Source organism: Aeromonas jandaei (genome assembly GCF_037890695.1).
GTDB lineage: Bacteria > Pseudomonadota > Gammaproteobacteria > Enterobacterales > Aeromonadaceae > Aeromonas > Aeromonas jandaei.
The window spans coordinates 4,133,969-4,151,059 of the sequence record NZ_CP149571.1 but is presented as its reverse complement, the minus strand read 5'-3'; the positions used below and the strand labels follow the sequence as shown (position 1 = coordinate 4,151,059).

Sequence of the window (17,091 nt, the reverse complement as noted above, 5' to 3'; positions counted from 1 at the left end):
ACACGCCGTCATTATCTTGTTGATCCACCATGTGGTTTGGCCATGGCGGGTGCCTGTCTGGAGGATATGTTTCGATGTTCAATAACAAATTGAAAGCCGAGTTGCAGCAGTGTCAGGAGCAGCTTCTGGAGCAACAGGGATTTTACGATGCAGTGCATGGCAGCGTCGCGACCATCACTTTCAGCCCTGATGGCACCGTGCTGGCCGCCAACGATCTCTTTCTCAACGTGGTGGGATTCAGCGCATCCGAGGTCGTGGGCCAGCATCACAGGATCTTTTGCGACAAGCAGTATGCCCAGAGCAGCGCCTATCAACAGTTTTGGGCTGACCTGAAACAGGGGCGTTCCCGTACCGGGGTCTTTCAGCGCTTTAATCGTCGCGGCGAGCCCATCTGGCTGGAGGCCACCTACTTCCCCGTCAAATTGCGCGGCATAGTGACCAAGGTGATCAAGATTGCCGCCGACATCACCGAGCATCATCTGCAGCTGCTGAGCCAGCAGGCGGTGGTAAAGGCCCTTGATCGTTCTTTGGCCGTCATCGAATTCACGCCGACTGGAGAAGTGCTCACTGCCAACGCCAACTTCCTTAACACCATGGGCTACACCCTGGCTCAGGTGCAGGGCAAGCACCACCGCATCTTCTGCGATGACCACTTCTATCAGGAAAATCCCCACTTCTGGGAAGAGCTTGGGCGCGGCCAGTTCAAATCCGGCCTCTTCTGCCGTTTCAACAGCCACGGCAGCAAGGTGTGGCTGGAGGCAACCTACAACCCGATCCTGGATGACAGCCGCCGGGTGGTGAAGGTGATCAAGTTTGCCAGCGACATCACGGAGCGGATCAACAAGAGCGATGCGGTGCGTGAGGCGGCCATGCTGGCTCATGATGCAGCTCGGGAGACCCTGAGCTGTGCCGAGCGCGGGGCTGGGCTGCTTGCTTCGGTGGTTGACACTTCCAGCCTGATTGCCAGCCAGCTGACTCACAGCATCGGCCTTATCAATCAGCTGAACGAGCAGTCGCGCAGCATAGAGGCGATTGTCTCCACCATCAGCAGCATTGCCGATCAGACCAACCTGCTCGCCCTCAACGCGGCCATCGAAGCTGCCCGGGCCGGGGATCAGGGGCGTGGCTTTGCTGTGGTGGCTGACGAGGTTCGCCAGCTGGCGGCGCGCACCTCGCTCTCTACCGACGAGATTGCCAAGGTGGTGCAGAACAACCGTGAACTGACCGCCAAGGTGACCGCCGAGATGTCTGATGTGGCGGGCAGTGCCGAGCTGGGCAAGCAGCAGGTTGGCGAGGTCAACGAGGTGATGAGCGAGATCCGCCGCGAGGCAAACAATGTCTCCGCCACGGTTTCGGGTCTGGCCATGTGACTCATCCGACCACAATCAAACCGGGGCACTGATGCACTTCTGACCAGTCAGTGCCCCAATCTGAACTCTTCCTGTATCACCCCGCCATTGTGAATTGTCCCCACCTCCTCTCTTGCTTAGGCTTGCCGCCTCATTCATAACCGAGCAGGAAAAGAACAAGATGGTACGACAACAGAAGGGGCGGGCGGCCGCGTTGCTGATGATGGTTGCGAGCATGGGTCTGAGTGGCTGCATGGGGCAGATGGGGCTCTCCGGCATGGTGACCAAGGGCAATCTGAGCGTAGTGGATAACCGCTACGGCCGGGCTGGCGTCTTCATGCTGCTCTCCCCGATTTATGGTCTGGCGGCGACTGCCGACCTGTTCGTCTTCAATACCATCGAATTCTGGACTGGCAAGAACCCCATCACCGGCAAGTCACCGGCGGTGGTGGATATGAAGGTCGACCCGGTGATCAAGGTGAACCAGCACCTCGACCCATCTCTTCACAAAGTGCCGCTTGCCATGTTGCCGCAAGGGGTGCGTGAGGTAGAGGTCAGCTATCCCGACGAGCATACCGCCCAGATGGAGGTGCACTATCTGGATGGTCGCAGCAGCATGATGCGTGGCGAGAAGCGCGGCGAGCTGATGGATATCTACTTCGACGGTCGCTTCGTCTCTACCCTGAGCCGTGCTGAGCTGGAAGAGCGGGTGAATCAGGGCAAGGCTGCTGCCTAAATTCAACTGAATCCAGATCTATCCGGCACCAGATGGGGTATACATAAGCAGCTGGCAAAATCGCCATGATGTCTAAGGGAGTAGACTATGACGGTGAATGGATTGCGATTGGCGGAGTTGATTGGTTCCCTCAGTCATGCGCTCGACATGACCGAGGGGCAACCAAGGGGGCACTGCATTCGCTGCTGCTGGATAGGTTCCCGTCTGGGGGAGCGGCTGGGACTGGATGCCCGGCTGCGCCATGATCTCTACTACACGCTCCTGCTCAAGGATCTTGGGTGCAGCAGCAATGCTGCCCGCATCTGCGAGCTCTATCTCACCGACGATCTTCACTTCAAACGCGATTTCAAACTGGTAGATGGCTCCCTCTCCGAGGTAGTCAACTTCGTGCTGGGCCATACCGGCCTGCAGGCGGATCTGCTGGGACGTTTTCGCAGCCTGTTTCATATCTTTCGCAACGGCGACCAGATTGCCAACGAACTGATCCAGACCCGTTGTCATCGGGGGGCGGATATCGCTCGCCAACTCCGTTTCAGTGATGATGTAGCCAATGGCATCCTCTCTCTTGATGAGCACTGGAATGGCAAGGGTCGGCCTTTGCAGCTGGCTGGCGAGGCGATCCCGCTCTTCTCCCGCATTGCCCTGCTCTGCCAGGTGGTGGATGTGTTCCACGCGGCCGCCGGCCCTGATGCTGCGCTTAAAGAGCTGCGCGAGCGCAGCGGCAGCTGGTTTGATCCGGCACTGGTTCGCGAATTTGAAGCGCTGGCCGATGAGGAGTTCTGGCAAGGGCTGGCCGATCCCCGGCTGACCGAGTGGGTACTGGTTCACCCGGCCGGACAGGGCGAAGTAGCGCTGGATGAGGATTATCTGGACGAAATCGCGGCGGCCTTCGGGCAGGTGGTGGACTCCAAAAGTCCCTACACCGCCGGTCACAGCGGCAGGGTGGCGCTCTATACCGACATTCTTGCCGCCCAGATGGGGTTGCCCGAGCCGCGTCGACGCTGGCTCAAGCGGGGCGCTCTGCTCCATGATGTGGGCAAGCTCGGGGTGAGCAACGCCATTCTCGATAAGCCAGGCAAACTCGATGCGCAGGAGTGGGCGGCGGTGCAGATGCATGCCGCCTACACCGAGGAGATCCTGAGCCGCATCGGCGCTTTCGAGGAGCTGGCACAAGTAGCGGGCGCCCACCATGAACGGCTCGATGGCAAAGGTTACCCCAAGGGCTTGAAGGGGGACGAGATTACCCTTGAGACGCGCATCATCACCACGGCCGACATCTTCGATGCCATCACCGCCAAGCGCCCTTACCGCGGTGCCATCCCCGTGCCGCAGGCGCTGGAGATGATGGCGGAGAATCTGGGCACCGCCATCGACCCCGACTGCTTTGCCGCCCTGCAGGCGGGTATTCAGGATTTCTCCCTCTACCTCACCCCCGAGCAGCCGCTGGCCAATGCCAGTTAAGGTTTATAGCACTCACCGCCCAAGCGGCCAGTCAGATAGCAAAACGCCCCGCAATGCGGGGCGTTTTTTATGGCGATCAGGTCGGCTGTTTGCGATGGGGCACGGTGAGGATAAGCCCCAGCAGGCGGCGCAGGTGGGTGAGCTGTTCGGTCAGCTGCACGTTGAGCCAGAGATAGCCGATGATGGCCGTCTCCGTATTGGCGGGCAGGTTGACCCGGGTCGCCAGCTCGTGCAGACGGGCGATGGCGGCCTCGGCGCCGCGTCCGTCGCCGGTTTGCAGCATCCGGGCAAGCTGGTTTATCGCCTCTTCGGTCGCCTGATGGCACTCGTGCAGCTCGCGGGTGCTCTGCATCAGGAAGTGGCTCTCCCGATCGTTCCAGTAGGTGTTGGCCAGCATCTCAAGGGTGCAGAGGGTATTGCGCATGGTGACCTGCACCGCATCAAACAGGGCGATGCTGTGGCGGGTCTCCTTGGCTGCCGGTGCCAGCAGGGCCCGCAGTTTGCCGGTTTGGGCCAGCAGCTGGGAGAGATTGTGTTTGAGCTGCGGCCGCTCCAGCACGTTGGGGGAGAGGTGGGTGTGATAGAGCCGTCCCGACTGCTGCAGGATCTGGTGCAGTTGCAGCCGCCAGTGGCTGTAGGCCCGCTGGGGGTAGATGCTGCAAAAGAGCAGTGCCAGCAGTGAGCCCAGCACCACGTCACCGCTGCGCCAGAGGGCGGTATGGATATCTCCCGGCTGGGCCCCCATGGTGACGCCGAGGGTGATGCCGATCAGCAGTCCCACATAGGGGCGTTTGCCGAGCGCCAGATAGCCGCACAGGAACATGATACAGCCGCACCAGATCAGGGTGAGCGGCAGGGAGTAGATCTCGAGATAGAGCGCCACTATCCCGCAGCTGGCGCCGAAGATGGTGCCCACTACCCGCTGCAGGGCACGGGAGAGCACATTGCCCCAAAACGAGATGGGGCCCATCACCACCACCAGCGTGATCAGCGGCCAGGTACTCTCCGGCAGTTGCAGCTGGCGGGTGAGCAGAAAGGTGAGCATAAAGGCGAGCGCAATGCGCAGGCCATGGACGATGCGATAGTGGCCGTAGACCAGCAGATCGAGCCGGGATAAGGGGGCATCAAGACGCACAGTGAGCCTCGTGTAAAGTGACCTGGGGGCGCATTGCATCCGGCCTGCGCCCCGTCGGGATTCAGGCCAATCGTCCTTGCAGGGGGTGGATCCAGACCCGCTCACCAACGGCGATGCCGCTCTGAGCGGGGACGATTTCAATCAGACAGTTGGCATCGGCCATGGAGCTCAGGATGCCGGAGCCCTGTGGCCCCGTGGTGCGCACCCGCAGCTGGCCGTTGCCATCCTGATGGAAGATGCCGCGCAGGAACTCGGTGCGACCCGGGCGGCTCTTCATCTTCTCGTCTGCCAGTGCCGACAGGCGCAGCGGCTGCCACAGCTTGCCCTGCAGGCGGGCGATGGCTGGCTCGACAAACTGCAGGAAGCAGACCATGGCGGCCACCGGATTGCCGGGCAGGCCGAAGAAGGGGGTCTGCCCCAGCTTGCCAAAGGCGAGCGGGCGGCCCGGCCGCATCTGGATGCGCCAGAAATCGATCTGGCCAAGCTCAGCCAGCACCAGCTTGATAAAGTCGGCGTTGCCCACCGAGACCCCGCCGGAGCTCAGCACCAGATCGGCGCTGGCGGCAGCTTGCTCCAGCTGCTGGCGCAGGATGGTCTTGTCATCGGGGATGATGCCAAGGTCCATCACCTCGCAACCGGCGGCGCGGATAAGGGCCATCAGGGTGAAGCGGTTGCTGTCGAAGATATGGCCGGGGGCGAGCAGTTCGCCCGGCGCCTGCACCTCGTCGCCGGTGCTGAACAGTGCCACTTTCAGCGGCGTGCGCACCGGCAGGCTGCCCAGCCCGAGCGATGCCGCCAGCCCCAGCTGGGGGGCTGCGAGTCGGGTACCGGCCGGGATGGCGACCGCACCTTTGGCCAGATCTTCCCCGGCCTGACGCACGTTCTGCCCTGCGTGAACGGGGGCGGTGACCGTGACCCACTCACCCTCAATATGAGTCTCTTCGCGCATCACCACGGTATCGACCCCGGGGGGGAGCGGGGCGCCGGTCATGATCTGCACCGCCTGACCGGCCAGCACCGGCTCATGGCGCTGCTGGCCCGCCAGCACTTCACCCACCAGTTGCCAGCGACCGGCGGCGAGATCGTCACCGCGCAGGCCAATGCCGTCCATCGCCGAGTTGGCGTGGGGGGGCACATTGATGGGGCTGATCAGATCGGTGGCCAGCACGGCGCCGTGGCACTCGGCCAGCGGTTTGTCGCTGCAGGCGGTGCTTGGGGTGAGGGCTGCCAGAATGGCGTTGCGGGCCGCTTCGACCGACAAAAAGCCGTTGCCAGCCTCCTGCTCGCGAGTCTGGCAGCCGTCAAGCCAGCTGCAGACGAAGTCGGCGATAGCCTCAAGGTCGTTGATATCGAGTTGCGGCAGGGTGGTCTCTGCGGGCTGATCGCTGGCCAGCGCTATGATGTCCCGGTCTTCGGGGAAGAGCAGCGACTTGCCAATCTCGGCGCGGTGCAGCTCGATTTTCGGGAAGTGTTCGTGCTTGAACCCCTCGACCAGCAGCAGGTCGAGTTCACTCTGATCGAAGCTTGCCAGCAGCTGGCGAAAATCGGCTTCGGCCAGCTCGGTTTCAATGATGCGAGCATGACGGCGGCGGGAAGCCACCATCATCTGCCGGGCGCCCGCCTTGCGCAGGCGATAGCTGTCCTTGCCCGGCTGGTCGATATCAAAGTCGTGATGGGCGTGCTTGAGCACCCCAATGCGCAGGCCACGATCCACCAGCAGGGGGATCAACTGCTCCAGCAAGGTGGTCTTGCCGGTACCGCTCCAGGCGGCGAAGCCGAGCAGGGGAAGGGTGGGGGCCGGGGTCATGAGGTGGCTCCTTGTCCGGTGGCGTCTTGCAGGCGCGCCTCGTAGGCGGCCAGCTCGTCCGGGCTGTTGAGATTGATAAAGGCATCCGGCTGATCGGCAAAGCTCACCACCGCCATATTGTGGCGGGCAAACCAGATATCGATTTTGCGCTCCCCCCCGGCCAGTGCAGCGCTGAGGGAGGGGAGCAGGGATGTGTGCAGCAGAGCGACCACGGGTTGCAGCCAGTCGCCATCGTGGGCCACTACCAGCTCGGTATCCGGGGTCAGGGCGGCGCGAAAGCGGCTCATCAGATCGGTTGGCAGTGCTGGGCCATCACAGGGGACGAACAGCACCCAGTCGTGGCGGGCGGCGGCAAGGCCAGCCTGCATGCCCGCCAGCGGGCCGAGGTAGTCGCGATTGTCATCGCTGATGACGGGAGCCAGCGCCTGATAGCGGTCGTGGCTGCGATTGGCATTGATAAGGAGCTCGTCCACCTGGGGGCGCAGCCGCTCCAGTACGTGGACGATCAGCGGGCGTCCTGCCAGCTCCACCCATCCCTTGTCTTCGCCCCCCATCCGGGTGGCGCGGCCGCCGGCGAGGATCACTGCCGACACGGGAAATGGGCTAGAGGGGGATTCGCTTCTTGAAGTCATGTCGCTCGATGATTTTTAAAGGGGTCGTCTCTTGCAGCTGGCCACGGGCGAGGGTCCATTGCCGCTCGCACAGGTCGGTCAGGGCGTTGTGCTGGTGACTGATCACCACCAGGCCGCTGCCATGTTCCCGCAGATCTTGCGCCAATGCGGCCATCAGGGCAACCGAATGTGCATCCAGATTGGCGGTGGGCTCGTCCATCAGCAGAAAAGCGGGTTGCAGTGCCCAGGCACGGGCCATGGCCAGCCGTTGCCGTTCGCCACCCGAGAGAATGCTGATGTGCTCCCGTGCCAGCCCCTCCAGCTCGACCCGGCGCAGCGCCTCGAACACCCGCACCTCGCTGCCGAGCTGCTTGTCCAGCGCCCAGGCGACATTGTCGTGCACCGTGCGATCAAACAGATAGGGGGTCTGGTGCAGATAGGTGACCCGGCCCGGCCCCAGATCCCGTTTGAGCAGGCGGTTGAGCCGCCGTTGCCAGCGCCCCGGCAGGTTGGTGTGGCCGCGGGTCGGGGGGAGCAGCCCCGCCAGGATCTTGAGCAAGGTGGTCTTGCCCACCCCGTTGGCCCCGTGCAGCCAGATGGCGTCTCCCGCCGCGATGGAGAGGCGCTCAATCTCGAACAGCTGACGATCGCCAAAGCGCATCGTCAGCTGGTGGGCGGTCAGAGCCATGAGGTACTCCTGTGGGTTGCGGGCATGGTCAATTCTTCAGATAGCTCTGGCCGCGACAGGCGGTGAGCAGCAGGTTGAGCAGCAAGGCGAGGGTGAGCAGCACAATGCCGAGGGCGACCCCCTGAGTGAAGGCCCCTTTCTGGGTCTCCAGTGCGATGGCGGTCGGGATATTGCGGGTAAAGTGCAGGATGTTGCCCCCCACCATCATGGAGCAACCCACCTCGGTGACGATGCGGCTGAAGGCGCCGATCACCGCCGCCAGCAGGCCAAAGCGGCATTCGTGCATCAACCCGAGCAGCGCCTTGGGCCAGGAGACGCCCAGGGTCAGGGCGGTCTCCCAAGCGCGGCGGTCACTCTGGACAAAGGCGGCGTGAGCCATGGTGGCGATGACCGGAAAGGCGATCAGCATCTGCCCCACCACCATCGCCTGCTGGGTAAAGAGCAGCTTCCAGTCGCCAAAAGGGCCGGCTCGCGACAGCAGCATATAGAGCAGAAGACCGATCACCACGGTCGGCACCGACTGCAGGGTGTTGATGCAGGAGAGCCAGAGCCAGCGGCCGGGCAGCGGCAGATAGGCCAGGGCAAAACCCAGCAGCAGCGCCGGCAGCAGCACCAGCAGCAGGGCGATGCCAGAGACGGAGAAGGAGACCCCCACCACCTGCCACAGCTCGGTATCGCCGTTGAACAGCAGGGCGAGGGCCGCCAGGGTCGTGTCGAGCAGCGTCATCAGGCACCTCCCCCGTCAGCATGCAGGGGGAGGGCCAGCTGCGCCGCCATGTCGGTCGGTGCGGGCATTACTGGGTGTTGGCGTCGGCCACGAACAGCGCCTGACCGGCTACCTTGAAGTCGCCGATCAGCTTCTGGCCATGCTCGGAGACCAGCCAGTTCTTCAGGGTGCGGGCCCCTTCGGTGTTGAGATCCGGGTAACGCTTGGGATTGACCAGGATCACCTGATAGGGGTTGAACAGGCGCTTGTCACCCTCCAGCAGCACGGCGAGATCCAGCTTGCTCTGGTAGGCGAGCCAGGTGCCGCGGTCGGTCAGGGTGTAGGCTCCGAGCTCGGAGGCCATGGTCAGGGTCGGGCCCATCCCCTGGCCGATGGATTTATAGCCGGCAAACTCGGGTTTGACGTCAGCCGCCTGCCACAGGGTCTTCTCCTTGATGTGGGTGCCGGACTCGTCACCGCGGGAGATAAAGGTCTGGCCCTTATCCTTGATGGCTTGCAGCGCTTTGGCCGCGTCGTGCAGCTTGGCCAGACCCGCCGGATCTTTGGCCGGGCCGACGATGACGAAGTCGTTGTACATCAGGTGCACCGGCTCGATGCCAAAGCCCGCGTCGACAAACTTCTTCTCGGCAGAGGGGGCGTGGGTCATCACCAGATCCGCGTCGCCATTCTCGCCCATCTTCAGGCTCTGGCCGGTACCGGCCGCCATCACCTGCACCGGATAGCCGGTCTCCTTGGTGAACTGGGGCAGCAGCCAGCCCAGCAGACCGGACTGTTCGGTACTGGTGGTGGTGGCGAGGCGGATTGGCGCCTTGGTAGTGTCAGCATGGGCCGCTCCGGCGAGCAGCAGGCTGGCGGCGAGAGAGAGGGCAAAACGTTTGAAGTTGGTTTTTATCGTCATCGTGATGCAACTTTCAGGGTAGGTGAGAGAGGAAACAGCCAAGCAAGCGGGGTGCCAAACTGTTCCATACCTCTTGAATTCGATATTTACCCTTTAAAAACAGTCATTTAATTGCGGCAATTAGGTGAGCCGGTTATCGCTTTTAATAATTGGGGTTGGTGATTTTGATACGGGAAGGACAAAATGTCCCACAAAGGTTCCGGTTATCGGGACATTCTCCGACCTTACCTGTATTCGAGGTGCTTTTTTTCATGACAGTCTCTTCCGGCCGCTGGTCTGCCCTCTCCCTGCTCATCGTCGACGATGAGCCCGGCATGCGCAGTTTTCTGGCCAAGGCGCTGGCCAGGCGCTTCGCCCAGATAGAGACCGCCGCCAGCGTGGAGGAGGCGGAAGCCCTGCGCTGCCGCCTCCATTTTGATCTCATCATCGCCGATATCCGCTTGCCGGGGCGCTCCGGCATCGAGTGGCACGAGGCCATCGAGCCCGGCACTCGCCGCAGCGACATCATCTTCATGACCGGTTTTGGCGATATGGAGACCGCCCTCAAGGCGCTGCGTCTGGGGGCCAGCGACTTTATTCTCAAACCCTTCAATCTCGATCAGATGGTGCAGGCGGTGGACAGGGTCATCGAGCGCCGCCAGATGGAGCGGGAGAACCTGCTGCTGCGCCGGGAGGTGAGCAAGCTCTTTCCGCCGACCCTGATTGGCGACAGCGCCAAAACCTGCGAGCTCAAGACCCTGATCGCCCGGGTCGCCCCCTCCAACGCCGCCGTGCTGGTGGAGGGGGAGTCCGGCACCGGCAAGGAGCTGGTGGCCCGCGCCCTGCACCAGCTCTCCGGTCGGGTGGGGGCCTTTGTGCCCCTCAACTGCGCCTCCATCGCGCCGGAGCTTTTGGAAAGCGAGCTGTTTGGCCATGTGCAGGGGGCCTTTACCGGCGCCCGCAAGGGGCGTGACGGTCTGTTTCGGGTCGCCCATCAGGGCACGCTCTTTTTGGACGAGATCGGCGAGATGCCGCTCGCCATGCAGGCCTCGTTGCTGCGGGCGCTGGAGCAGAAGGCCATTCGCCCGGTCGGCGCCGAGCGCGAACTGGCGGTAGACGTGCGTATCGTCGCCGCCACCAACCGCAACCTGAAAGCCGAGGTGGAGGCGGGGCGCTTTCGCGAGGATCTCTTCTATCGTCTCAACGTGGTGGCGCTGCCGGTCGCCCCGCTGCGCGAGCGCATCGACGACATCCCCGCGCTGGTGCATCACTTCACCCGCCAGCTCACCGCCGAGATGGGGATGGGCTCCTTGAGCTGGACTCACGAGGATGTGGTGGCGATGCAGGCTTACCCCTGGCCCGGCAACGTGCGCGAGCTGCGCAACCTTATCGAGCGCTGCCTGCTGCTCGGCAAGCCCCCCGCCGACTACTGGCAGAGCAGCCAGCCAGCGCCGCAAAGCGATGGCGGAGACGGTTATCCGCTGGAGTGGCCGCTGGCCGAGGTGGAGAAGGCCCACATCCTGCAAGTGGTGGCGAATCACGATGGCAACAAGTCGGCCGCCTCCCGGGTGCTCGGGGTGGCGCGCAAGACGCTGGAGCGCAAGTTCAAGGAGTGGGCCATCGAATGAGGTCTGCCGATGCCAAGGGAGTGGCGATGAAAAAGAGCCTGTTGTCACGCTGTATTCGAATTCTGTTGCCGCGCTGTGTGCGCACCAAGGTGCGCTGGCGCCTGCTGCTGCTCACCTCCATGCCCATCATGCTGAGTCTGGCGGGCATGGTAGCGCTCACCCTCTACTGGACCCTCACCTACAGCTGGCAGAACCTGCTCACCACGGTCAGAAGCGATCTGGCGGGCGCCCACCACGCGGTGATCGTGCAGCAGACTCGCCAGAGCGAGCACCTCGAACACCTGCGCGATGCCTGGGCCTTCCAGCTGCGGCTGCGGGAATCGCCGGATCAGCTGCAGGACTGGGTGATGCCGCTGGCATCCAACTACGGCCTCGATTTTCTGCGTCTGCGCCGCGGCGCCGAGCTGGACACCCTGACGGCGCAGGAGCTGACGGCCCTGCGTGCCGGACGCAGCGTCAGCCACTTCGTGGTCTGGTCGCAGCAGGAGATGCGCGCCCTCTCGCCGCTGTTGGCCAAACGGGCCGTGCTGTGGCAACGGGATGGTACCAAAGTGGTGGAGAACCGGGGGCTGATCAGCCTCTCGCTGACGCCGGTGATGGGCCACGACGGTTCCCTTTGGGCGGTGCTGGAGGGGGGCGAGCTGATCAACGGCAGCACCCGGCTGGTGGACGAGATCAAGGGGCAGGTGTTTGCCAAGAACACCTTGCCGGATGGCAGCGTCGGCACCGTTACCTTGTTTCTCGACGATCTGCGGGTGAGCACCAACGTCCCGATCAGCAGCAGCCATCAGGTGGGCCGGGCGGTCGGCACCCGGGTCTCGCCGCCGGTGCGCGAGCAGGTGCTGAAGCGGGGCGAGCTCTGGATTGACCGCGCCTTCGTCCATGACGCCTGGTATGTGTCGGGCTACGAGCCGCTCTTGGGCGCCAAAGGCGAGCGGATCGGCATGCTCTATGTCGGTTTCCTCGAGTGGCCCATCATCCGCACCTACCTCACCAATCTGGTGGAGCTCGGCTCCGGCGTGGTGCTGTTGCTGCTTATCTCGGGCCTGCTGGTCTATCGCAGCGCGCGGGATCTCTTCACCCCCATCGAGCGGATGCACAAGGTGGTGCGGCAGGTGCAGGCGGGGCAGTCGGCCCGCATCGGCGAGCTGGCCCTCGACCCCGACCACGAGCTGGCCCAGCTTGGCCGCCAGTTCGATGCCATGCTGGACCGGCAGGAGGCGCACCAGCAGCAGATGGCCCGCAGCGCCGACGAGCTGGAGCAGAAGGTGGCCGAGCGCACCCAGAGCCTCAAGCAGAAGACCGCCGAGCTGGAGGAGCATATCCAGATGCTGACCGAGGCGCGCCAGCAGCTGCTCATCAACGAGAAGCTGGCGGCCCTTGGCGAGCTCTGTGCCGGGGTGGCCCACGAGATCAATAACCCCTTGGCGGTGATCCTCGGCAACGTGGAGCTGATGAAGCTGGAGCTGGGGGAGGCGGCCGAGCCGGTCAGCGAGGAGCTGGCGCTGGTGCTGACCCAGATCGAGCGCATTCGCGCCATCACCCGCAGCCTGCTGCAATACTCCCGCCCCGGCGACTACGAGACGGCGCCGGTGTGGCAGCACCTCAACCCCATCATCGAGGAGAGCCTGACTCTGGTGCGCTCCGCCCTGCGCCAGCAGCAGGTGGCGCTGGTGGCCGATCTCAAGGCGCAGCAACCCATCGAGGCGGATCGCCAGCAGCTGCTGCAGGTGCTGATAAACCTCCTGGTCAATGCCAGCCACGCGCTGGGGGAGCAAGGGGAGATCCGGGTCGAGAGCTGCGACTGGTTCGATGAGGCGGGCGTGTTGCAGGGGGCGCTGGTGCGGGTCATCGACAACGGCAGCGGTATCGAGGCGGCCATCATGGACAAGATCTTCGACCCCTTCTTCACCACCCGCGCCACCGGCACCGGGCTGGGGCTGGCCCTGAGTCACCGCATCATCAGCCGCTGGGGCGGCGAGCTCTTGGTGGACTCTACCCCGGGGCAGGGGAGCTGCTTTACCGTGCGGCTGCGCAGCCACGCCCTGCTGCCAAGTGGCGGCGAACCGGCCCAGCTCGAAGGGTGGCGCATTGCCCTTCATGCCGAGGGGTTTGATTCCGGGGGCGAGCGCGGTCAGTAACCCTTCACCTGCGCGCAACGGCAAAGATCCCCAAGCAAGTCTTGGGGATTTTTTTATGGCGGCTCTGGTTGCTGTAGCGGATCGGAGGAGGCTGCTGCAAGGCTGGCTGGGCCGACTTTGCTGCCCTCGGTGGGATAAAATCGGCGGTATAAATTAAATTTATGGGTTTTCCCATAATGACCCGATTTTAACTTATACCGATCGCTGACCCATTCTGAGCCCTTGTCAGAGCTGGCTGGGGGTCGCCAGCGCACGCCCTCCGGTCCGGGGGAAGGTGATGAAGAGGCGTAGAAGAGCGTCAGGCAGAGGCAGGCAAACCGTCTCGCAGGCCGGGCAGCCAGCGAGACGGGAATGACGGGAGAGGGGGAAGGGTTAGGTCGTGCCGGGCCGCTTACTGCGGGCTCCACACCAGCTTGCCGCTCTGGCTCAGGTCATAGCCGCCGAGGCGGGCCGCCAGCTCGCGCCCCTCGGGGGATTGCAGCCAGCCGATCAGCTGTTGCAGCAGGGTGCGAAAGAAGACCCCCTGCGGCATCACCAGATCGAAGCACTCCTGCGACAGCGGCATAAAGCCGAGGCCAAACTCGGTGGCGGTGCTCTGGGCGCCGGGCCCGACGTCCGCATCGCCACGGCTGATGGCGGCGGCCAGCTCCCGCTCGCTGTTGACCTCGAGAGTGCGCTCCAGCCGGGTCAGCGACTCTCCTTGCGTTTGCAGCCACTCCTGCAGGGCGCGCTGGCTGCCAGCCCCCTCCTGACGCATGGCCCAGCGCCAGTCGAGCGCCTCTTTCGCCTCCTTGGGTTGCAACCCCTGCCGTAGCACCAGCCCCTGCACCCGGCGAAATCCATGAACGATCACCCATTGCCGGTGACCCTGATACTGCTGCACCAGCGCGGGATGGCGCAGGTGGGCCTCCTCGGCCTGCCCCCAGTGAATGGCGCACAGATCCACATGGCCGCGTGCCAGCATCGCCAGCCCCTGCCGGGTGCCGCACGGGGTGTAGCCCACCAGTGCCTGGGTGCCGAGCTGCCGGGCCAAGCGGCTGCTGGCATAGTGCAGCAGCACATCGTCCGAGCCCGCCAGCAGCAGCCGGTCGTTCATCACCCCTTCGTGGCAGCTGCCGAGCAGCCAGCGATCGAGCAGGGATCGCGGAAACAGCCACTTGCCGGTCGCCTTGGTGGCGGGGATGCGCGCCTCGTTGGCGAGCTGGTAGACCTTCTTCTCGTTGAGATCGAGGTACTCGGCTACCTGCTTCACATTCATAAATTCGTTCATGGCTTAGTCCCGCATCCCGCGACCGGCCGGACTGGGCGCCAGCACCGGCGGCTTCTCGTCCAGCACCATATGGTCGTGGCCGCTAAAGACCTCAAAGTGGCGCCCCTTGGCGCGGGCAATCATGGTGATGCCGAGCTGGCGCGCCAGATCCAGCCCCATCTGGGTGACGCCGGAGCGCGACAGCAGCACCGGAATGCCCATCTGCGCCACCTTGATCACCATCTCCGAGGTGAGTCGCCCGGTGGTGTAGAAGATCTTGTCGTGGCCTGCCTCGCCGCGCATCCAGAGCTCGCCAGCCAGAGTATCCACCGCATTGTGGCGCCCCACATCCTCGACAAAGGAGAGGATGTCGCTGCCACGACAGATGGCGCAGCCATGGACGGCTCCGGCCATCTTGTAGGTTTCGTTATGGGCCGACAGCGCCTTGAGCAGGGCGTAGAGGGTGCTCTGTTTAAGCTCGGGCGCCGCCAAGACCACCCCTTCGAGCTTCTTCATCACGCTGCCATACATGGTGCCCTGACCGCAGCCGGAGGTGACCGTCTTCTTCTCCAGTGACTTGTCGATATCGGCGGCCTGCTGGCTGCTCACCACGGCGGCGGCCTCGCTCTCCCAGTCGACAATCACCGACTCGATGGCCGAGATATCCTCGATAAAGCCCTGATTTTTCAGATAACCCAGCACCAGTGCCTCGGGCCGGGCCCCCAGGGTCATCAGGGTTACTATCTCCTTCCAGTTGAGATAGACCGTCAGTGGCCGCTCACAGGCGATTTGGCGGGTTTGCAGCGTGCCCTGCTCATCCATCACCTCGACGGCCATGGTGAGCTGGGCTGCGGCATTGCTTTTGATAAAGGTCGGTGTCATGGGCCCCTCGCGACCGGTTGCCGGGATCTAAGGGGAGGGATACAGCAAGTTTTGTTCCACGTTGTTGGGAAAAACATTAGGGGCGGCAGGTCCATTAATCTATGGTAGTAACTTATGTTTATTTATTATAAATTGACATCTCTTTTGTTAATCATCTTGTGTTTATGACTAGGCTTGGATTATTTTTATACCAGCTAGTTTGGAGGGGTTGTGGATAGTGCATTAATAGGTTTGGTCGGTGTTTTAATTGGTGCATTGATTACAGAATACTTTAGACGAAAGTCAAGGCTTGAGAGCTTTTCAGGACCTATTTTTGAGAAAAGACTGGCAATATATGAAAGCCTAATGAATGAATTCACTCTCTCATATGGAGTGATTTTTCATCTGTATGAAGATAATGAGATTTCATTAAGTGAAAAAAATGATATAGCTTTCCATTGCGGTCTAAAACTAATGCAATTCCTTGACGATAATGATTTCTATCTAAGTGAAGAAGTTGTTGTGCATATAGGAATGATTTTTGTCGGAGTTGGTGATATTTTTTGCGAAGAAAAAACTGATGAGTGTAGAAAGATTGCTTATGAAGAGTTTAAGCGTGATTGTGGAGAAACAAAGCTCTTAATAAAAACGGCATCGGGGATTTCGACAATTGATAAGTTATTAACTGAGATCACAGATGCAAAACCTAACTCCGAGTACATAAAATATTTTATAAAAATCAAAAAAAGTATCAGCAGGGAAAAGGTGAAAATAAAATCTGATATTTTATAAATGACAATCGTGTTTTAGTGGGTTTAATCGGTGGTTTTTTGTTTTGTAAAAGGAGTTAGTAATGAAAGACTTCATGGATAAGCTTGTCGATAGTTTGAGTAATGGTAATTATCTTCTAGGGATAGTGATAGTTGTGGTTGCATTTATTTTTAACTATAAAACGATAGTTGATTTCTGGGAGGAGAGAAAAAAAGCAAGAATATCGAAACTAACGGATGCTGTAAAATGCGATTTTGTTTCGGGGCTAACAGAATCGCATCTGCAAGAAGAGTTGGCTACAGAGCACTTTAAAATAACCACTGGCATCCGTCTTGAAAAACAATTCAGAGAAGCTGTAATTAAAGCACATCAGTCAACAAATGGAGCTGTTTCATTTGTCCATTTCAAAAGAGCTATACCTCATTTTTCTTATGATGGCGATAGTGGGAATGTGACAGTTTGTATTTCTAAGCTCGATCTGTTCATATATTGGTTTAATTTCATTTTTGGTGTTGGAATGGCGTTATTTGGGTTGCTTTTAACGGGTATTTCTAGTCAGATTCCTAACATTAGTTTAATTCAAGTGTTTTCGGTTATTTTTATTGGGGTGTTTTTCATTTTTACATCTATTTTTATGCTCTCGCAAACATTGCCAGTTGTATCTGCCAAAATAATAGAAAAAGAGCTATCTAGTGTTGCTAAAAAAGAAAGTAAAAAGTCTGCTGCAAGTTAGTTATGTTATACATTGGGTTAAATCGTAGGTTGATGCTGAACGCAGTGAAGCCCAACGTTTACCGTGGAATATTTCAAAAGCAATAATCGAATAATTTGGTGTTATTCGATTATTGCCAGCCCCTCAATCAGACTTTGGCTGATTGGTTTTACGCCGCATGTTGGGCTTCGCTGCGCTCTGCACCAACCTACGCCCGCGCCAACCTATGTCTCGCACAACGTCCCAACCCGCATTAAAGCCCCCATCAACCTCCAAACCGGCCTTGGCCCCACTCTTGCTAAGTCTTATCCCATTGATGGCCGTGGCCGCCATAAATC

At 60.8% G+C, this 17,091-nt stretch carries 15 protein-coding genes; 7 read left to right on the top strand and 8 right to left on the bottom strand.

All coding sequences use genetic code 11. The annotated features are described in order from the left end of the window. Window positions 1–74 precede the first annotated feature (74 nt). The 3 genes from WE862_RS19490 (at window position 75) to WE862_RS19480 (ending at window position 3,546) form a co-directional block, all read left to right on the top strand. Window positions 75–1,370: a methyl-accepting chemotaxis protein gene (locus WE862_RS19490; RefSeq protein ID WP_042029392.1), complete on the top strand. Its 1,296-nt coding sequence runs from the start codon at window positions 75–77 to the stop codon at window positions 1,368–1,370. A gap of 160 nt (window positions 1,371–1,530) precedes the next feature. Beyond that, window positions 1,531–2,085: a DUF3332 domain-containing protein gene (locus tag WE862_RS19485; RefSeq protein WP_042029390.1), complete on the top strand. Its 555-nt coding sequence runs from the start codon at window positions 1,531–1,533 to the stop codon at window positions 2,083–2,085. Window positions 2,086–2,172: 87 nt separating this feature from the next. Further along, entirely contained in the window at window positions 2,173–3,546 is a 1,374-nt protein-coding gene (locus WE862_RS19480) for an HD-GYP domain-containing protein (RefSeq protein ID WP_042029389.1), read from the top strand. A gap of 76 nt (window positions 3,547–3,622) precedes the next feature. Here WE862_RS19480 and WE862_RS19475 read toward each other — a convergent pair whose 3' ends face one another. From WE862_RS19475 to WE862_RS19450, 6 genes are all read right to left on the bottom strand, one after another. Continuing rightward, the gene (locus WE862_RS19475; RefSeq protein WP_042029388.1) at window positions 3,623–4,681 is read right to left on the bottom strand and encodes an FUSC family protein; all 1,059 of its coding nucleotides are present in this window, start codon (window positions 4,679–4,681) and stop codon (window positions 3,623–3,625) included. Between the two features lie 61 nt (window positions 4,682–4,742). Beyond that, complete coding sequence (locus WE862_RS19470) at window positions 4,743–6,488, bottom strand: bifunctional molybdopterin-guanine dinucleotide biosynthesis adaptor protein MobB/molybdopterin molybdotransferase MoeA (protein WP_042029387.1); 1,746 nt, start codon at window positions 6,486–6,488, stop codon at window positions 4,743–4,745. Then, complete coding sequence (gene mobA / locus WE862_RS19465; RefSeq protein ID WP_042029385.1) at window positions 6,485–7,120, bottom strand: molybdenum cofactor guanylyltransferase MobA; 636 nt, start codon at window positions 7,118–7,120, stop codon at window positions 6,485–6,487. The genes WE862_RS19470 and mobA overlap by 4 nt, the downstream gene beginning before the upstream one ends. Next, the gene (locus WE862_RS19460; RefSeq protein WP_042029383.1) at window positions 7,092–7,787 is read right to left on the bottom strand and encodes an energy-coupling factor ABC transporter ATP-binding protein; all 696 of its coding nucleotides are present in this window, start codon (window positions 7,785–7,787) and stop codon (window positions 7,092–7,094) included. The genes mobA and WE862_RS19460 overlap by 29 nt, the downstream gene beginning before the upstream one ends. A 28-nt stretch (window positions 7,788–7,815) precedes the next feature. After that, a complete protein-coding gene (locus tag WE862_RS19455) occupies window positions 7,816–8,517 on the bottom strand; it encodes an ABC transporter permease (RefSeq protein ID WP_104014170.1) in 702 nt (233 codons plus the stop codon). A 64-nt stretch (window positions 8,518–8,581) separates the two neighbouring features. Beyond that, a complete protein-coding gene (locus WE862_RS19450) occupies window positions 8,582–9,412 on the bottom strand; it encodes a substrate-binding domain-containing protein (protein WP_042029382.1) in 831 nt (276 codons plus the stop codon). A gap of 251 nt (window positions 9,413–9,663) precedes the next feature. Between WE862_RS19450 and WE862_RS19445 the strand changes: the two genes are divergently transcribed. Together WE862_RS19445 and WE862_RS19440 are read left to right on the top strand one after the other, a co-directional pair. Continuing rightward, on the top strand, window positions 9,664–11,019 hold the full coding sequence (locus tag WE862_RS19445; protein ID WP_198493477.1) for a sigma-54-dependent transcriptional regulator: 1,356 nt from the start codon (window positions 9,664–9,666) through the stop codon (window positions 11,017–11,019). 26 nt (window positions 11,020–11,045) lie between these two features. Beyond that, complete coding sequence (locus WE862_RS19440) at window positions 11,046–13,160, top strand: sensor histidine kinase (RefSeq protein ID WP_198493566.1); 2,115 nt, start codon at window positions 11,046–11,048, stop codon at window positions 13,158–13,160. Between the two features lie 391 nt (window positions 13,161–13,551). Here the strand turns inward: WE862_RS19440 and WE862_RS19435 are convergent, their stop codons facing one another. Together WE862_RS19435 and WE862_RS19430 are read right to left on the bottom strand one after the other, a co-directional pair. Further along, the gene (locus WE862_RS19435; protein ID WP_081849330.1) at window positions 13,552–14,418 is read right to left on the bottom strand and encodes a helix-turn-helix transcriptional regulator; all 867 of its coding nucleotides are present in this window, start codon (window positions 14,416–14,418) and stop codon (window positions 13,552–13,554) included. Between the two features lie 15 nt (window positions 14,419–14,433). Beyond that, entirely contained in the window at window positions 14,434–15,291 is an 858-nt protein-coding gene (locus WE862_RS19430; RefSeq protein WP_198493478.1) for a formate dehydrogenase accessory sulfurtransferase FdhD, read from the bottom strand. A gap of 210 nt (window positions 15,292–15,501) precedes the next feature. Between WE862_RS19430 and WE862_RS19425 the strand changes: the two genes are divergently transcribed. Next, the gene (locus WE862_RS19425; protein ID WP_156128734.1) at window positions 15,502–16,062 is read left to right on the top strand and encodes a hypothetical protein; all 561 of its coding nucleotides are present in this window, start codon (window positions 15,502–15,504) and stop codon (window positions 16,060–16,062) included. 61 nt (window positions 16,063–16,123) lie between these two features. Further along, the gene (locus WE862_RS19420) at window positions 16,124–16,774 is read left to right on the top strand and encodes a hypothetical protein (protein WP_042031594.1); all 651 of its coding nucleotides are present in this window, start codon (window positions 16,124–16,126) and stop codon (window positions 16,772–16,774) included. The last annotated feature ends 317 nt before the right edge of the window (window positions 16,775–17,091 follow it).